Annotated in this window: 10 protein-coding genes; 8 read left to right on the top strand and 2 right to left on the bottom strand. The window is 61.5% G+C overall.

Annotated features, from left to right (window positions below; translation table 11 throughout):
- Window positions 1-105: 105 nt before the first annotated feature.
- Genes FW764_RS17195 through FW764_RS17180 form a run of 4 tightly spaced genes read left to right on the top strand, consistent with a single transcriptional unit; the run spans window position 106 to window position 4,805 of the window.
- Window positions 106-885 carry an efflux RND transporter periplasmic adaptor subunit gene (locus FW764_RS17195; RefSeq protein ID WP_446434905.1) on the top strand — a complete coding sequence of 260 codons (780 nt, stop codon included), beginning with the start codon at window positions 106-108 and terminating at the stop codon, window positions 883-885.
- Window positions 882-2,201 (top strand): efflux RND transporter periplasmic adaptor subunit, encoded by a 1,320-nt coding sequence (locus FW764_RS17190; protein WP_446434904.1) that lies wholly within the window; start codon window positions 882-884, stop codon window positions 2,199-2,201. The genes FW764_RS17195 and FW764_RS17190 overlap by 4 nt, the downstream gene beginning before the upstream one ends.
- Window positions 2,202-4,298, top strand: coding sequence for a site-2 protease family protein (locus FW764_RS17185; protein ID WP_446434903.1), 2,097 nt, complete (start codon window positions 2,202-2,204; stop codon window positions 4,296-4,298). It abuts the gene before it with no gap.
- Between the two features lie 12 nt (window positions 4,299-4,310).
- Window positions 4,311-4,805 carry a GNAT family N-acetyltransferase gene (locus FW764_RS17180; protein ID WP_446434902.1) on the top strand — a complete coding sequence of 165 codons (495 nt, stop codon included), beginning with the start codon at window positions 4,311-4,313 and terminating at the stop codon, window positions 4,803-4,805.
- A 56-nt stretch (window positions 4,806-4,861) separates the two neighbouring features.
- On the opposite strand, the gene FW764_RS17175 is transcribed toward FW764_RS17180, so the two are convergent.
- Together FW764_RS17175 and FW764_RS17170 are read right to left on the bottom strand one after the other, a co-directional pair.
- Window positions 4,862-5,173 carry a DUF6916 family protein gene (locus tag FW764_RS17175; protein ID WP_446434901.1) on the bottom strand — a complete coding sequence of 104 codons (312 nt, stop codon included), beginning with the start codon at window positions 5,171-5,173 and terminating at the stop codon, window positions 4,862-4,864.
- Window positions 5,174-5,224: 51 nt separating this feature from the next.
- On the bottom strand, window positions 5,225-5,812 hold the full coding sequence (locus FW764_RS17170; RefSeq protein WP_446434900.1) for a phage tail protein: 588 nt from the start codon (window positions 5,810-5,812) through the stop codon (window positions 5,225-5,227).
- 660 nt (window positions 5,813-6,472) lie between these two features.
- Here FW764_RS17170 and FW764_RS17165 point away from each other — a divergent pair.
- The 4 genes from FW764_RS17165 to cysC are packed head-to-tail and all read left to right on the top strand — an operon-like array spanning window position 6,473 to window position 15,885.
- A complete protein-coding gene (locus FW764_RS17165) occupies window positions 6,473-7,318 on the top strand; it encodes a sulfotransferase family protein (protein WP_446434899.1) in 846 nt (281 codons plus the stop codon).
- 55 nt (window positions 7,319-7,373) lie between these two features.
- Entirely contained in the window at window positions 7,374-13,730 is a 6,357-nt protein-coding gene (locus FW764_RS17160; RefSeq protein WP_446434898.1) for an Ig-like domain-containing protein, read from the top strand.
- A 48-nt stretch (window positions 13,731-13,778) separates the two neighbouring features.
- The gene (locus FW764_RS17155; protein ID WP_446434897.1) at window positions 13,779-15,296 is read left to right on the top strand and encodes a TolC family protein; all 1,518 of its coding nucleotides are present in this window, start codon (window positions 13,779-13,781) and stop codon (window positions 15,294-15,296) included.
- On the top strand, window positions 15,280-15,885 hold the full coding sequence (gene cysC / locus FW764_RS17150; protein WP_446434896.1) for an adenylyl-sulfate kinase: 606 nt from the start codon (window positions 15,280-15,282) through the stop codon (window positions 15,883-15,885). Before FW764_RS17155 ends, cysC begins: the two co-directional genes overlap by 17 nt.
- Window positions 15,886-16,308: the final 423 nt, after the last annotated feature.

The following is a 16,308-nucleotide window of genomic DNA, read 5'->3' as shown; positions in this document are numbered from 1 at the left end:
TCTTTCGATTTTTTACACCAAAAACAACAGGCGCAATGCTGGCCTATCGCTTGACGTTAACCCTCGCTGTCGTAGACTCCGCTCATCCGTCAGGGAGTAGCGGTTATGCAGCGTTTTCGTGGTTGGGTTTTTGGATTGACCTTTATAACGTGTGCAGTTCAGGCGCAAACGCCCGGGCTAGGCGATCCGCTGCTGGATAGCCCAGCGGTCGGGGCGGGTGCCGCAAGCAGTGAGGCGCGGGGTGTGCTTCGCGCTCGAGATCAGGCGGTTCTGGCCAGTGAGCTGTCCGGGCGGATTGTCGAGTTGCCGTTCAGTGAGGGCGAGTCGTTCAAGAAGGGCGACGTGCTGGCGCGGTTCGATTGCTCGGCCTATCAGGCGCAACTCAATGCCGCGCAGGCGGCTGGCCGCGGCGCCGGTGAAGAGCTGGCGCACAACAAACAATTGGCCGCACTCAATTCCGTCGGGCGTTTCGAAGTGGCGCGGGCTGAGGCCAAGGTCAGCGAAGTCCAGGCGCAGTCTCAGGTTTATAAGGTGCAGGTCAAACGCTGCAGCGTGATCGCGCCGTTCGACGGGCAAGTGGTCGAACGCAAGGTCAAACGCTATGAGAGCGTGCCGGCTGGTGCGCCGCTGCTGGACGTGGTTGACAACCGCACGTTGGAAATCCATCTACTGGTGCCGTCGCGCTGGATGGCCAAACTCAAGCCAGGCCAGACGTTTTCCTTTATTCCTGATGAAACCGGTCAACCGATCAAAGCCACGGTCAAACGCCTCGGCGCGCGAATCGACGAGGGCAGTCAGACCCTGTTGCTGGTCGCCTCACTCCCAGAAGCCAAAGGCCTGCTGGCCGGCATGAGCGGCACGGCGCATTTTCCGGAGTTTGATTGAACGCCCCCGTCGGTGGCGGCGCCGAGCAGGTGTTTGCGCGTTTTCTTGACCTCGAACGCCAGACCCGTGCTGCGCGCGACGCCGCGCAACTGGCCTACAGCCTGGTCAATGACGGCCAGTCGCTGTTCGGTTTTCGCCACGCAGCGTTGTTGATCGCTGGCAAGGTGCAAGCGGTGACCGGCGTCAGCGCGGTTGAGCCCAACGCGCCGTTCGTGGCGTTTGTCGAGCATGCCGTGGCGCAGTTGTTCAAGCAGGATGTGCTGCAGCAGGCGCGGGTGATTGCGCCGCAGTCGCTCGGCGAATCGATCCAGGCCGATTGGCGCAGTTTGTCCGCCGCACAAGTGTTCTGGCTGCCGTTGATTGATCGGGATGGACAGGTGTTCGGCGGTTTGTGGCTGGCCCGCGATGTGCCGTGGAATCCTTCCGAACACGTTTTGCTCTCGCAACTGGGCGACACCTACAGCCACGCCTGGCTGGCGCTGCAGCCACGCAAACCCTGGCGGTTGCGCTGGACGCGTAAACGTCAGGTGGCACTGGTCGCGGCGCTGTTGCTCGGGCTGTTCATTCCGGTGCGTCAATCGGTGCTGGCACCGGCCGAAGTGGTGCCGCTGGGCGGCCGTGTGGTGGCGGCGCCGCTGGACGGGGTGATCGCCGAGTTTCTGGTCAAACCCAATCAGACGGTGAAAACCGGCGAACTGTTGCTGCGCTTCGAAAGCACCACCCTCACGGCTCAGGCCGATGTGGCCGAACGGGCATTGGATGTGGCCGAAGCCGAACTCAAATCCAATTCCCAGCGCTCGTTCACCGATGCCGAATCCAACTCGCGGATGGACTTGCTGGCCGCGCGCGTCGAGCAAAAACGCGCCGAACGCGACTACGCACGCGAACTGCTCAACCGCAGCGAAGTGCGTGCCGAACGCGATGGCATCGCGGTGTTCGCCGATGCCGAACGCTTGACCGGCAAACCCGTGCAGACCGGCGAACGCCTGATGGAAATTGCCGACCCGACCCAGGCCGAACTGCGTATCGAACTGGCCGTGGGCGACGCGATAGCCTTAGAGCCCGGTGCCGAGATCGCATTGTTTCTCGACAGCGATCCCTTGAAGCGCCACCTCGCGACGCTGGAGCGCTCGGCCTACGAAGCACAACCGACGGCTGGCGGGCAACTGGCGTATCGGCTCGACGCCAATTTCGTCGACGCACCGCCGCGCATCGGCCTGCGCGGTACGGCGAAAATCTTCGGTGACCGTGCGCCGCTGGCGCTGTATCTGTTGCGTCGCCCATTGGCCGGTCTGCGCCAGAGCGTGGGCCTGTAAATGAACCTGCCGAGCCTACGTGCCGACCTGCAACTGTCGCCCGCAGCGCCAGCATTGGATGGCTCGCCACGCTGGACCCTGGCCGACCCGGTGCGCGGGCGTTATTTCAAACTGGGCGCGGCGGCGATGCGCCTGTTGCGCCACTGGGCGCTGGGCGATACCGAGCAGGTCCTGCGTGCGGCCAATCGTGAGCCGGGCCTGCCGCTGGACGGCACCGAGCTTGAGCAATTGCTGGAGTTTCTCCGTGGGCACGATTTGATCAGTGCCCTCGACGATCAACAGCGCGCCAGTTACCGGCTCAAGGCCTTGGCGCAGAAACAGAGCCTGTGGCAAATCCTTCTGCATCAGTACCTGTTTTTCCGCATACCGCTGTGGCGTCCGGACGCCTTTCTCAATCGCGCCTGGCCGTGGCTGGAACGCTTCGGCCCACGCGTGTTGCGCTACGGCTTGCCGGCAACGTTGGCGCTCGGGGTGTTTCTGGTCTCGCGGGACTGGCAGCGGTTTGTCGGCACTTTTCCGCACCTGTTCAGCCTCGGCGGCGCATTGGCGTTCGCCGTGGCGCTGTTCTTTGCCAAGCTGTGTCACGAGTTCGGCCACGCGTTCATGGCCAAGCGCGCCGGGTGCCGGGTGCAGAGCATGGGCGTGGCGTTCATGGTGCTGCTGCCGATGTTCTACACCGATGTCAGCGATGCCTGGCGCGTCAATGATCGTCGTGCACGGTTGTTGATTGGCGCCGGTGGCGTGCTGGCTGAGTTGCTGTTGGCGTGCATCGCACTGCTGGCATGGTCGTTGTTGCCTGATGGCCCGGGACGCACGGCTGCGTTCATGCTCGCCAGCGCCACCTGGATTACCACGCTGGTGGTCAATCTCAATCCCTTCATGCGTTTTGACGGCTACTTTCTGATCAGCGATTTGTGGCAAGTCGACAACCTTCAGGGCCGTGCGTTTGCCTTGTGTCGCTGGCGCTTGCGCGAGTTTTTGTTCGGTTATGGCGCGCCCGCGCCGGAACCTTGGTCGCCGAAAATGCAACGGCGTTTGCTGATCTGGGGGTATGGCTCGTGGTTATGGCGTGCGGCGTTGTTCTTCGGGATCGCGCTGGCGGTCTATCACCTGTTCTTCAAGGTGCTGGGGATCTTCCTGATGCTGGTGGAACTGGTGTGGTTCATCTTTCTGCCGATCATGCGTGAATGGCGCCAGTGGTGGAGCCGCCGTGAGCAGGCGTATGGCCCCCGCGTGGTGCTCTTCAGTCTGGCATTGCTGGGGTTGATGCTAGTGCTGATTGTGCCTTGGCGCAGCGCCGTGGAGCTGCCGACGATGTTAGAGGCCGGACGCGCAAGCGCTCTGTATGCACCCACTGCGGCGCGGGTCAAAGCGGTGAAAGTGCAGGACGGCCAGAAGGTCGCCCAAGGGGATGTGCTGATCGAACTGGAATCTCCGGATCTCGATTCGAAGCGCGCCATCGTGCGGCGGGAGATCCAGATCCAGCAGTTGCTGATGCGCCGACAGGCTGGCCGCAGTGAAACAGCGGCAGACGCCGGTGTCGTTGAGCAAAAACTGGCCGAAGCGGTGGCCGAATACCGCGGGCTCACGGCCCGCCGTGAACGCCTGTTGCTACGCGCGCCGCACGCCGGACATGTGCGTGATTTGCTGCCAAACCTGAGCGTCGGGCGCTGGATTTCGAGCAAGGATGCACTGGCCCGGGTCGTCGAAGACGGCATACGCCTGCGTGGATATTTGGCCGAAGCGCAGTTGTGGCGGGTCGAGCCCGGCGCCAGCGGCCGGTTCATTGCCGACGACCCGATGCACCCGGCGCTCGCGGTGCAACTGGACGAAGTCGACACCAACGGCGTTGCCTACGTCGATCAGGAAGCACTGACGTCCGATCACCATGGGCCGATTGCCGTGCGCCGCGGTCAACAGCAACGCGCGGAACCGGTGCAGGCGCAGTACGGCGCGCGCTTGAGTGTGCTCGATAACGCGCCGACGCCGCTGCAACCGTTGCGCGGCGTGGTCGTGTTGCAGGGGCGCGGCGAGTCGTTGCTGGGTGTGGCATGGCGGCGGATGGCGGCACTGGGGGTCAGGGAAAGCGGTTTTTAACGGAGAGCGGCGATGACGAATAACGCAGCAGTGGCAGCAGAGGGATTGGTAGTGCGGCCTTCGCGGGCAACCGACGGGCCATTTCTGCAAAGCCTTTATCAAACGGCGCGACCGGATCTGCAATGGATCGACGGCGAGCCGGAACAGGTGCAGCAAATAGCCGCCCAGCAGTTTCAGGTGCAGGAACAGGGCATGGGGGATAACTACCCCAACGCCATGCACTACGTGGTGGAAAAACTCGGTACGGCTATCGGTGCCTTGAGCACCGATTTTGGCGCAAACGAAATTCGCGTGTTGTATCTGGCGTTCATCCCGCCGGCGCGTGGCCAGGGTTTTGGCCGCGCCGTGCTGCAAGGCGTGCAGAAAGCCGCGCAACAGATTCGCTGCCCGGTGGCGACGGTGGTGTGGAGCAGCAATCGCCAGGCACGCCGGCACTATTTGGCACTGGGATTTGCCGTGGAAGAAAGTAATCCGGCCGCCGAAAGACTTGTCTGGTATCCCCAATAAACTGATAGGGGCTCTTCATAAGCGCGCTCGCGCCTACAGGGGGGATGTTTGTTGAGTCAGTTGAAGGCAATGTGGAAGTAGCCCAACTGCGGATCCCGTCCCATCGGCGGCACCCGGGAAACAAAGATGCCCTGCACCTGCCCGAGCTCTGGCAGTTGCAGCGCACACAATCCATCGACAAATTCAGTCGGCTCCAGACTTCTCAATTCGACACTGAATGGCATCCGCTCGCTGTAGCGCATTTTCGCGGCGGGCTGCTCTTCAACATATTCGATATGGATTTGCAGTGCACTGCCATCAGGCAAGTGCAGGATGCCGCTCCGGCCCAGCAGCTCCTGGAAATGTTGGCTTTGAATCGCCTGCAACATAGTTTCGCTCCAGCCAAGTAGGAAGCCGGGGGACGGCCCCCCGGCAGTCGTTCAGTTGCGTGCAGGGAAAATGCCTTGCAGCGCGATGCTGAAGTTGAGCACCAGATACGGGTTCATGATCGCCATCGACTGGCCGTTGCCCGTGGGGGTGATAGTGCCGCTGATCGCGGTCTGCGCACCTTTGAGGGGGACAGGCGAAGCGCCTTGTGCGTCCGAGAAGATATTCGCCAGACCTGGCCCTGTGCCCGAAGCACCGATATAGGCGTTGGTGGCGGTCGGGGCGCCCAACGGGTTGCTCGCCGGGTTGGCCAGTTGCACGGTGGTGGTGGCCGTGAGGCCGGCCAGTGTGTGAGTGTGGGTTGGCAGATTATTGAGGGTTGGAATCACCTCTTCAGTGCCGGCAACTTCACCCATTACGCGAGTCGACAGGCCCTGACCTGTGCCCTGGCAGATCGGCATTCGACTCTGCAGATTGGGCAGTCCGAACGTCTGGACACCGTTGCCGCCATAGTTGATGCCCAGCAACGCAAACAGCGCGCTGTATTGCGAAACACTCATCATCTGACCGTTGCAAAAAGCCCAGCCGCTGGGCGCGTAGTTGAAGGCAAACGTCATAACTGTGCCCATGTAAACGTCCATAAATTCCTCATCCCTTCTGATTGATTGTCGGCGGGCCGCGAGTGGGTTCAGGCTTGTGCTTTTGCTTGGGCACTCCGTGGCCAGGTCACGCCACGCCACAGCGTAGACCGCGATCGGCGAGGTTGCCGGATGTCGTGGAACAGCGAACGGCATCGACGCTCATCAACGCGCCTGCCCTCAAGTGCTACAGGCTCAAACGTAGTGGGCGCTGTGAGACGACGAGAGCAAGCAATGGCGGTAAACGGAGTTAAGCCGGTATTCATCAAGCGGTAGCTGACGGCGTTTGCGTTGGGCTCGCCGATGCTCGCGTCGTTGGCCATCGCCCGTTTGTAAACTCGTGTACGGGTGTGGGTGTCGCTGGTCGGGACCGAACTGACGGGTAATCGCCAAGTCTCGTTGGCGGCAGCGCTTGATGGGCCTGGCGAATGCATGGCGTTTGCGGCGACTTGGCAAGTTCGCGCAGGTGGAGCCCAAGCGCGAGTCTTCGTCGCGAAGCTGGCGGTTAAATCAGTCCTGCGCGGACCTAATCGTTTCACCTTTTATTTAGCGATAAAAAATAAGTTTATTATTTCTTTTTGCTCTTAGCTGATATCAAAACACTACTAGTCGTGGGGTCAATGTTGAACTACCCTTCGTCGAACAAAAGGACTTCCGATTACGGTGAATGGATTGCAGCAGTTCCACTTTGTCGCCGGTTTGCCACGCTCAGGCTCGACCCTGCTTTCTGCGATCCTTTTGCAGAATCCGCGGTTTCACGCCGGTATGACCAGCCCGGTTGGCGCTCTTTTTTCCAGCGTGCTCGAACAGTGCAGCGCCGGCAGTGAGTTCGGCGCGGTGATCGACACCCAGACGCGCCGCCGTCTGCTGCGTGGTCTTTTCGATTCCTACTACGCCGACAAGACCGACAAACCGGTGGTGTTTGACACCAACCGTCAATGGAGCTCGCGGCTGCCCGCGCTCAACGACCTGTTCCCCAACGCCAAAATCATCGCTTGCGTACGCAACGTTGCGTGGGTGATGGACAGCCTTGAACGCCTCTACCGCGCCAACCCTTACGAAAACACCAAGCTGTTCGGCGACGCCGTTGAGCGCAACACGGTCTACAGCCGCTGCGAAACCCTGGCTCAGCGTAACCGGCTGGTGGGTTTTGCCTGGGCGGCGCTCAAGGAAGCCTATTACGGCGAGCACGCCGACTCGCTGCTGATCATCGATTACGACTTGCTGACCCAGGCCCCGGAGCGGGTACTGCGGCTGGTCTACGATTTTATCGGCGAGCCATGGTTCGAACACGATTTTGACCATCTGGAGTACGACGCGCCGCAATTCGATCAAGCCCTTGGTGTTGCCGGCCTGCACAAGGTCAAACCCAAGGTTGCTCTGCAGTCACGGCGCACGATTCTGCCGCCGGACCTGTTCAAGCAATACGCTGACTTGTCTTTTTGGCTTGATGGCTCAGCCAGCGCTGCCAATGTCATTCGTATGAAGTCCGACGCCGCGGTCAACTGATCGCGGCGTTTTTCATTGATGCGTCAACAACTGTGTTCGAATCCGGGTGAGCAGCATGTGGTGGAGCAAGCAGAAGTCGCGAGTAACCGAATGTCAGCAGACGCTTGCCGCGCCGATGATCATGTCGCTGGAGCCGCGCATGCTGTTCGACGGAGCCGTTGCGGCGACGGTCGCCGATACCGCTGCCCAGGCTGACAGCCACGCCACGGCGGAAGCCGCGAAAACGCCGACGGCCGATCATCCGGTGGCCAGTAAGGACACCCACGGTCAGGCCGATGCGACACCGGCCGTCAGCCCCGTCGCAGTGCCGGGGCAGAGCGTGGTATTCGTCGATTCACGGGTCAAGGACGCCGACAGCCTGCTCCAGGGCATTGCTCCCGGCACTCAGGTGGTGAAACTCAACGCGACCCAGGACGGCTTGCAGCAGATCGCCGATTATCTCGATCAGCATCAAGGCGTCAGCTCGGTGCAGATTATTGCGCATGGCAACGCTGGCGATCTGTGGCTGGGCAACAGTTATCTGTCTGCCGACAACGTCGCGCAGCGCAGCGCAATCCTCGGCGAAATCGGCAAGGACATGAACGTTGGCGGCGACATCCTGATTTACGGCTGCTACACCGCCGAGGGTGATCGCGGCTTGAATTTCGTCGACTCACTGGCGCAGCTGACCGGCCGGGATGTGGCCGCTTCGAACAACCGCACCGGTATCGGCGGCGACTGGGATCTGGAAATTGCCACCGGCACCATCGAAAGCGCCAACGTCCTGTCGACCAAGGCCATGAGCGAATATCAGTGGGGCCTGGCCACCTGGACCGCAACTAACAACCTCGACTCGGGTGTCGGCTCGTTGCGTACGGCACTGGCGTCTGCGCAAAACGGCGACATTGTCACGTTCAACGCCGGCATGACCGTGCAGCTCAACTCCGAGTTGTTGATCAACAAGAACATCACCGTCGATGGCGATTTGAATAACGACGGCGTGGCTGACGTGACCCTCGATGGGCAATACAAGACCCGTGTGGTGGAAGTCACTTCCGGCAGTACCGTGACACTGGACGGGCTGGTGATTACCAAGGGATTGGTGGCCGGCAACGGCGGTAACGGTGGCGCGGCAGCGGCGGGCGCCATGGGTGGCGGGATTTTCAACGCCGGTATTCTTACGCTCAATAACGTGACGGTGACTGCCAACGCCGCTTCCGGTGGCGGCGGCGGTGGTGGCGTGTCCGGTGGATACTCCGGTGGCGGCGGCGGTGGCGGCGGTGGGATCGGTGGCGGTAAAGGTGGCCATGGCGGTTCGACAGGCCCAGGCAACTTGAGCTATGCCGGTGGGGCCGGCACTGCCAATACCGGTGGTTATGGCGGCGGCTACACCCAGAACGACATGGGCGGGCGCGGCGGTACCAGCATTGGCGGCGTCGGCGGCAATGGCGCCTCCGGCTACAGTCACGGCGGCAACGGCGGCTCCGCGACCAATAGCACGCTGTCCATTGGTGGCGGCGGTGGTGGTTCGGGCTGGAACGCGGTCGGCGGCGTTGGTGGCAGCGCGGCCGGCGGTATTTACAACGCCTCGACCGGCACCTTGAAAGTCATCGGCACGTCAGTCATCAGCAACAACCTCGCGGCGGGTGGCGGCGGCGGTGGGGGTGGCAGCGGCGGCAACTTTGCCAACGGCGGTGATGGTGGCCGTGGCGTCGGGGCCATCTGGAACAACGGCGGTACGGTATTGATCACCGCTGCCAACGTCGCCGCCATGACCGGCAACGCGGCGGCCAGTGGTGCTGGCGGTCCTTCAAACGGCGGCTCGCCAGGCGCTTCGCCCATTTTCACGGCTGCGGTTTACAGTACCGGCGGCACGTATAACCCAAACTACGTCGAGCCTCCGACCGCGACCATCGTACTCGCGGACAGCGCCTTGAAAATTGGCGAAACCTCGCTGGTGACCATCACCTTCAACGCGCCAGTCAGTGGTTTCACCAATGCCGACCTGACCATCGCCAACGGCACGTTGACGGCCGTGAGCAGCAGCGACGGCGGGATCACCTGGACCGCGACTTTCACGCCGACCAACGGCATTACCGACACCACCAACGTCATCACCCTGGACAACACCGGTGTGGCGGCCGTCTCTGACGGTACCGTGGGTATCGGAACCACTAATTCCAGCAACTATGTGATCGATACCCAGCGCCCGACAGCCACTGTCGTTGTCGCTGACACGGCCCTGAAAATCGGTGAAACGTCGCTGGTGACCATCACCTTCACTGAAGCAGTCAGCGGTTTCAGCAACGCCGACCTGACCATCGCCAACGGTACGTTGTCCGCCGTGAGCAGCAGCGACGGAGGTATTACCTGGACGGCGACGTTTACGCCGAGCGGCGGTGTCACCGACACCACTAACGTGGTCACGCTGGATAACACCGGGATCGCTGATCTGGCCGGTAACGCCGGCAGCGGTACGACCGATTCCAACAATTACGCCATCGACACTGTGCGCCCGACGGCCACCCTTGTCGTCGCGGACACCGCGCTCAAGGCTGGGGAAACCTCGCAGGTCACCATCACGTTCAGCGAGGCTGTGACCGGTTTCACCACCGCCGATCTGTCCGTGGCCAACGGCAGCGTGAGCGGTTTGAGCAGCAGCGACGGCGGGATCACCTGGACGGCGACTTTCACGCCAACCAATAACGTCAGCGATACCACCAACCTGATCACCCTGGACAACACCGGTATCTCCGATCTGTCCGGCAATGCCGGCAGCGGCACCACCGACTCGAACAACTACGCCATCGACACGCAGCGTCCGACCGCGACCATCGTCGTCGCCGACAACGCCTTGAGAATCGGCGAAACCTCGTTGGTGACCATCACCTTCTCTGAAGCCGTGACGGGTTTCAGTAATGCCGACCTGACCATCGCCAATGGCACGCTGAGCGCCGTGAGCAGCAGCGATGGGGGGATCACCTGGACGGCAACCTTCACGCCGACCGCCAACATTACCGATGCCACCAACCTGATCACCCTGGACAACACCGGTATCTCCGATCTGTCCGGCAATGCCGGCAGCGGCACCACCGACTCCAACAACTACGCCATCGACAACCAGCGCCCGACGGCCACCGTCGTGTTCACCGACACTGCCTTGAAAATCGGCGACACATCGTTGGTGACCATCACCTTCTCCGAAGCGGTGAACGGGTTCAGCAACGCCGATCTGACCATCGCCAATGGCACGCTGACGGCCGTGAGCAGCAGCGATGGCGGTGTCACCTGGACGGCAACGTTCACCCCGACCAGCAATATCACCGGCACCACCAACCTGGTGACCCTGGACAACACCGGCATCGCTGACCTGGCCGGTAACGCCGGCAGCGGCACCACCGATTCGAACAACTACGCCATCGACACGCAACGCCCGACCGCGACCATCGTGCTGGCCGATACCAGCCTCAGTGCCGGTGAAACCTCGCTGGTGACCATCACCTTTTCCGAGGCCGTGACAGGCTTCACCAACGCCGATCTGAACATTCCCAATGGCACGTTGACCGCCGTGAGCAGCAGCGATGGCGGCATCACCTGGACGGCGACGTACACGCCCACACTCGGGGTCAACGATACGAGCAACGTTATAGGCCTGAACAACACCGGCATCGCTGACCTGGCCGGTAACGCCGGCACCGGCGTCACCAACTCCGGCAATTTCGTGATCGACACGATGGTGCCGACGGCCACGATCGTGGTCGCCGACAACAGCCTGAGCATCGGCGAGACCACCACGGTGACGATCACCTTCTCCGAGGCCGTGATGGGCTTCAGTAATGCCGACCTGACCATCGCCAACGGCACGCTGAGCGCCGTGAGCAGCAGCGACGGCGGCATTACCTGGACGGCGACCTTTACCCCGAGCGCCAATATCACCGACGCGACCAACCTGATTACCCTGGACAATACCGGGGTGCAGAGCGGGTCTGGCAACGTGGGGGTCGGCACCACTGATTCGAATAATTACGCCATCGACACCCAGCGCCCAACCGCCACCATTGTGGTAGCCGATACGGCGCTGGGCATTGGCCAGGCCACCACGGTCACTGTCACCTTCAGCGAGGCGGTGAGCGGTTTCACCCTGGCTGACCTGACCGCCGAAAACGGCACACTTTCCGGGCTGAGCACCTCGGACAACATCACTTATACCGCGACGTTTACCCCTGCGGCCGGCATCACCGACACCAGCAACCTGATCACCCTGGACAACACCGGTGTCGTTGACGGGGCAGGCAATGCCGGGAGCGGCACCAGCGATTCGAACAACTACGCCGTCGACAGTCAGCGTCCGACCGCGACCATCGTCGTGAGCGACAACGATCTGCGCCCCGGTGAAACAGCGACCGTGACCATCACCTTCAGCGAAGCGGTGACCGGTTTCGACAATTCCGACCTGAGCGTCGCCAATGGCACGCTGAGCAACGTGTCGTCGAGCGACGGCGGTGTCACCTGGACGGCTACGTTTACCCCGACCATTGGCGTCAGCGACTTCACCAACCTGATCACCCTGAACAATACCGGCATCAGCGATCTGGCCGGTAATGCCGGCACCGGCTCCACCAACTCGGGCAATTACGCGGTGCAGACCGAAGTGCCGACCGCAACCATTGTTGTCGCAGACACCGCGCTCAAGGCCGGGGAAACCTCGACGGTGACCATTACCTTCAGCGAGGCCGTCGCAGACTTCAATAACGCTGATCTGACCATCGTCAATGGCGCCCTGAGCAACATCGTGAGCATTGACGGCGGCATTACCTGGACGGCGACGTTCACACCCACCGGCAATATCACTGACACGACCAACGTCATCACCCTCGACAACAGCGGTGTGGTCAATATATCGGGCAACAGCGGCGTGGGCACCACGGACTCGAATAATTTCGCGATCGACACCGCACTGCCCACCGCCACGATCGTGGTGGCCGACAATCGCCTGGGCATCGGCGAAACCACCACCGTGACGATCACCTTCAGTGAAGCGGTGAGCGGCTTTGACCTGTCGGACATCAGCGTCGCCAACGGCACGCTGTCGAACCTGAGCAGCAGCGATGGCGGCATCACCTGGATCGCCACGCTGACGCCGACTGCCAACGTCAACGATGCGACCAACCTGATCGTGATCGACACTGCCGGCGTGCAGGACCTGGCCGGCAACCTCGGTGCGAGCATCGCCATCTCCAATAATTACGCGCTCGACGCGACCCGGCCAACGGTGAGCATCGTGGTCGCCAACCCGAATATGGGTATCGGCCAGACCACCACCGTGACGTTCACCTTCAGCGAGGCGGTGAGCAACTTCGACCTGTCCGACCTGAGCGTGACCAACGGCGATTTGAGCAACCTGAGCAGCAATGACGGCGGCAACACCTGGACCGCCACGTTCACGCCAACCGCCAATGTGACCGACCCGAGCAATTTCATCGCGCTCGACACGAGCAACGTCACGGATCTGGCGGGCAATGCCGGCAGCATCGTGGCGGTGTCGAACAACTATGCCCTGGACAGTGAGCGGCCGACCGCCACTGTGGTGGTTGCCAATCCGAACCTGGGTGTTGGCCAGACCTCGCAGGTGACGATCACCTTCAATGAGGTGGTCAGCGGTTTTGATCTCTCTGACATCAGTGTCGCCAATGGCACCTTGTCCAACCTGAGCAGCAATGACGGCGGCAAGACCTGGACCGCGACCCTGACGCCAAGCGCCAATGTCAGCAGCGCCAGTAACGCAATCACCGTCAACCGGGGCGGCGTCAGTGACCTGGCGGGCAATAGTGGCACCGGTGTGAGCCAGTCCGACAATTACGTGGTGAACACGGCCGCTACGCCGACCTTCGTAGTCACACCGAATCCGCAGTTCCGCAGCAGTGATCCGGTGACGTTCCCCGATGTGCCTTACACCGCGCTGCAACCGATAGTGTTCAGCGCACCGACGGGCGACCTTGGCTCACCGCTGACCTTTACGCCGTTGTTCGAACAACGGGTGATTGGCAACGGCATCCGTCCCTTGGGCGACATATTCATGAACCATGGTGCCCTGAGCCCGAGTTTCCTTGCTCAGGTGTTCACCAGCAGTGACAGCACGGGTGACGGCGCCGGGCATGGTTTTCTTGGCTTTGGCGGCGGCGATGGTGGGGTGTTCGGCACCAGTACGCTCTCCAGTCTGTTCAATCAGAACAGCGACGCCGCGCGTGATTCGCTGAATGCCTTCGGCAGCCATTCGATCAAGGCCGGCGATGTTTCCCAAGGGCTGCGCGGCGTGTTTGGCGCCCCGTCCCTGGTTGAGCAATTGCAGCAACTCAAAGACAGCGAGCAGCACCGGGTCGACAACTTGGCGTCCGCTCTGCAACAGGCCGGCATCAGCGAAATGTCGGCCTGATAACACACAACTCATTAACACTGAGCGGGACCTAGGGGCGATCCAGGGATGAATAAGAGTCAAAAGTTGTTCGGCGCCAGCCTGCTGGCGCTAGCGATCAGCGGGTGCGCAGTCACCAGCGAACCGATTGAGCGCAGCGTCAGTGAACAGCGGGCCAGAACCGACCTGCAAAACATGTACAAGGATCAGGAGCCGCTGCGCGGCCCCCTGACGCTGCATCAGGCCATGGCCCGCGCAGTGAAGTACAACCTTGAAGGCCGCTTGAAGATCATGGAGGAAGCGCTGGCCAAGCGGCAGCTCGACCTGGCCAGCTTCGACATGCTGCCGCGCATGGCGCTGGATGCCGGGTATGTGGGGCGTAACAACGTCAGTGCTTCCAGTAGCCAGAGCGTGCGCACCGGCACCCAGTCGCTGGAACCGTCGACCTCGCAGGATCGCGACCGCGAAGTGGCGGATCTGACCATGGTCTGGAACGTCCTAGACTTCGGCGTCAGCTATATCAGCGCCAAACAACAGGGTGACCAGCGCCTGATCGTGCAGGAACGTCGGCGCAAGGTGATCAACACCATCGTCCAGGATGTGCGCTCGGCGTACTGGCGAGCGATGGCCGCCGAACGTTTGCTCAAGCAGATCGACAGCTTGATGGTACGGGTCGACACTGCCCGAAAAAACAGCCAGAGCATGAGCGAACAACGTATCGGCGACCCGGTTCAGGCCTTGGGTTATCAGCGATCACTCATCGAAGCCACGCGTCAATTGGAGGAGCAGCGCCGCGCGCTGTCACTGGCGAAAACCGAACTGGCCACCCTGATCAATCTGCCGCTGGGTACAAATCTCACGTTGGCCACTGATGATGGTTATCAGGTTCCCGAACTCAAGGTCGATCTGGCAAAGCTCGAACAGGAGGCTTTGACCAGCCGTCCGGAACTGCGCGAGCAGGATTACCAGACGCGCATCAGCGCCGCCGAAACCCGCAAAGCCATGCTGCGTTTGCTGCCAGGCCTGGAGTTTTCGGCCGGCGGGCATTACGACAGCAACTCGTTCCTCGTGGAGCAAGGCTGGGCCGACTACGGCGTGAAAATCACCTGGAACCTGTTCAACGTGATCTCAGCTCCGGCGGCGATCAACGTCGCCAAGGCTGGCGAAGAAGTCGCCGCTGCACGGCGTGAGGCGATGTCGATTGCAGTGCTGGCGCAGCTTTATGTGGCCAACGCCAACTATCAAGAGGCGTTACGCCAGTTCAAGACCAGCCAGCAGTTGTCCGACATTGACGGGCAAATCGTTGGCCAGTTGCGCAATCGTCATCAGGCCGCAGGCATTGGTGAACTGGAGTTGATTCAGGGTGAGCTGAACAACCTGCAAGCCGACCTGCGTCGTGATCTTTCTTACGCCGATCTGCGCAATGCCTACGGCCAGATTTTCGCCAGTGCCGGGCTCGATCCGCTGCCGGATCAAGTGCAGTCCACGGACGTGCAGGCGATCGCGAACGCACTGGCCAAGCGTGAGTCGGCGTGGGCGGCGGGGGATATTTCGTTGCCCGTGGTGGCGAATGCCTCGGTGCAATGACGTGCTGGCTCCGAGCGCCACCATCAGCCGTATGCAACGCGAGGTCCGCAATGGTCATCGCGGTGCGGCCATTTTGCTGACCGGTTTGCCGGCGGCGGGCAAATCAACGCTGGCTCAAGCGCTGCACGCCACGTTGTTCGGGTGTGGTTGGCAAACGGTGGTGCTTGATGGCGATAGCTTGCGTATCGGGCTCAGTCGGGATTTGGGATTCAGTGACGCGGATCGCCAGGAAAACATTCGCCGCGCCAGCGAACTCGCCGCTCTGCTGGTGGAAAATGGTCAGCTCGTGATTCTGGCAATGATTGCGCCATTGGCCGAACTGCGCGAAGTCTTTGCCCAACGTTTGGGCGAGGACTATCGCGAGGTCTGGTGCAGCGCTTCATTGGCGGTGTGCGAGCAGCGTGATCCGAAAGGGCATTACGCTCGGGCGCGACGAGGTGAGTTAGCCGGATTTACCGGGGTCTCGGCGCCGTATGAGCCACCGTTGCAGGCCTCGTTGGTGCTCGATACGGGTACGCAGACAGTGGAGGCCTGTCTTGATCGTCTGGTGACCTGGCTCGGCGAGTGCTCGGTGCTGCGTAAGACATGAGCTGTGCGGCGTATTCACGACTGCCGGTGCCGGTAGATTTGCCACGGTTGTTGCAGGCGTTGGCGTCGATTGCCGAAGACGCCTGGCTCAGTCACTTCAACACGCAATATTTCTCGAGGGGCTGGATAGGCATGGCGCTGATGACGACAACCGACAAGCCAATCTATGTGAGGCCATTCAGTCAAAAACAAGACGTCACTAAAACTTTATAGGATAGGCAGGCGTATTGTGCCTTGGTGAACCTTGCGTCAGCGACTGATCAATTGAGCGGGCCAAGCCCGTGCAAGCCATGCGCCGCGCGGGCCGTTGACGGTGATCAATGCCTGCGTGCGCAAAAAGCCTGAATGTCTGGGGCTCGAACGCCCTCGCGTAACCGGCAAAGCGACTTGAATGCGCTTGGGCAGTCCAGCCAGGCGGGACTGG

Source organism: Pseudomonas sp. 1152_12, from assembly GCF_052850675.1.
The sequence above is the reverse complement of the archived record's forward strand: the minus strand, read 5'-3'. Positions and strand labels throughout refer to the sequence as shown.

Coding starts and splice junctions, on each gene's coding strand:
- FW764_RS17195 (WP_446434905.1), top strand. CDS start 106: ATGCAGCGTTTTCGTGGTTGGGTTTTTGGATTGACCTTTATAACGTGT.
- FW764_RS17185 (WP_446434903.1), top strand. CDS start 2,202: ATGAACCTGCCGAGCCTACGTGCCGACCTGCAACTGTCGCCCGCAGCG.
- FW764_RS17180 (WP_446434902.1), top strand. CDS start 4,311: ATGACGAATAACGCAGCAGTGGCAGCAGAGGGATTGGTAGTGCGGCCT.
- FW764_RS17175 (WP_446434901.1), bottom strand. CDS start 5,173: ATGTTGCAGGCGATTCAAAGCCAACATTTCCAGGAGCTGCTGGGCCGG.
- FW764_RS17170 (WP_446434900.1), bottom strand. CDS start 5,812: ATGGACGTTTACATGGGCACAGTTATGACGTTTGCCTTCAACTACGCG.
- FW764_RS17160 (WP_446434898.1), top strand. CDS start 7,374: ATGTGGTGGAGCAAGCAGAAGTCGCGAGTAACCGAATGTCAGCAGACG.
- FW764_RS17155 (WP_446434897.1), top strand. CDS start 13,779: ATGAATAAGAGTCAAAAGTTGTTCGGCGCCAGCCTGCTGGCGCTAGCG.
- cysC (WP_446434896.1), top strand. CDS start 15,280: ATGCCTCGGTGCAATGACGTGCTGGCTCCGAGCGCCACCATCAGCCGT.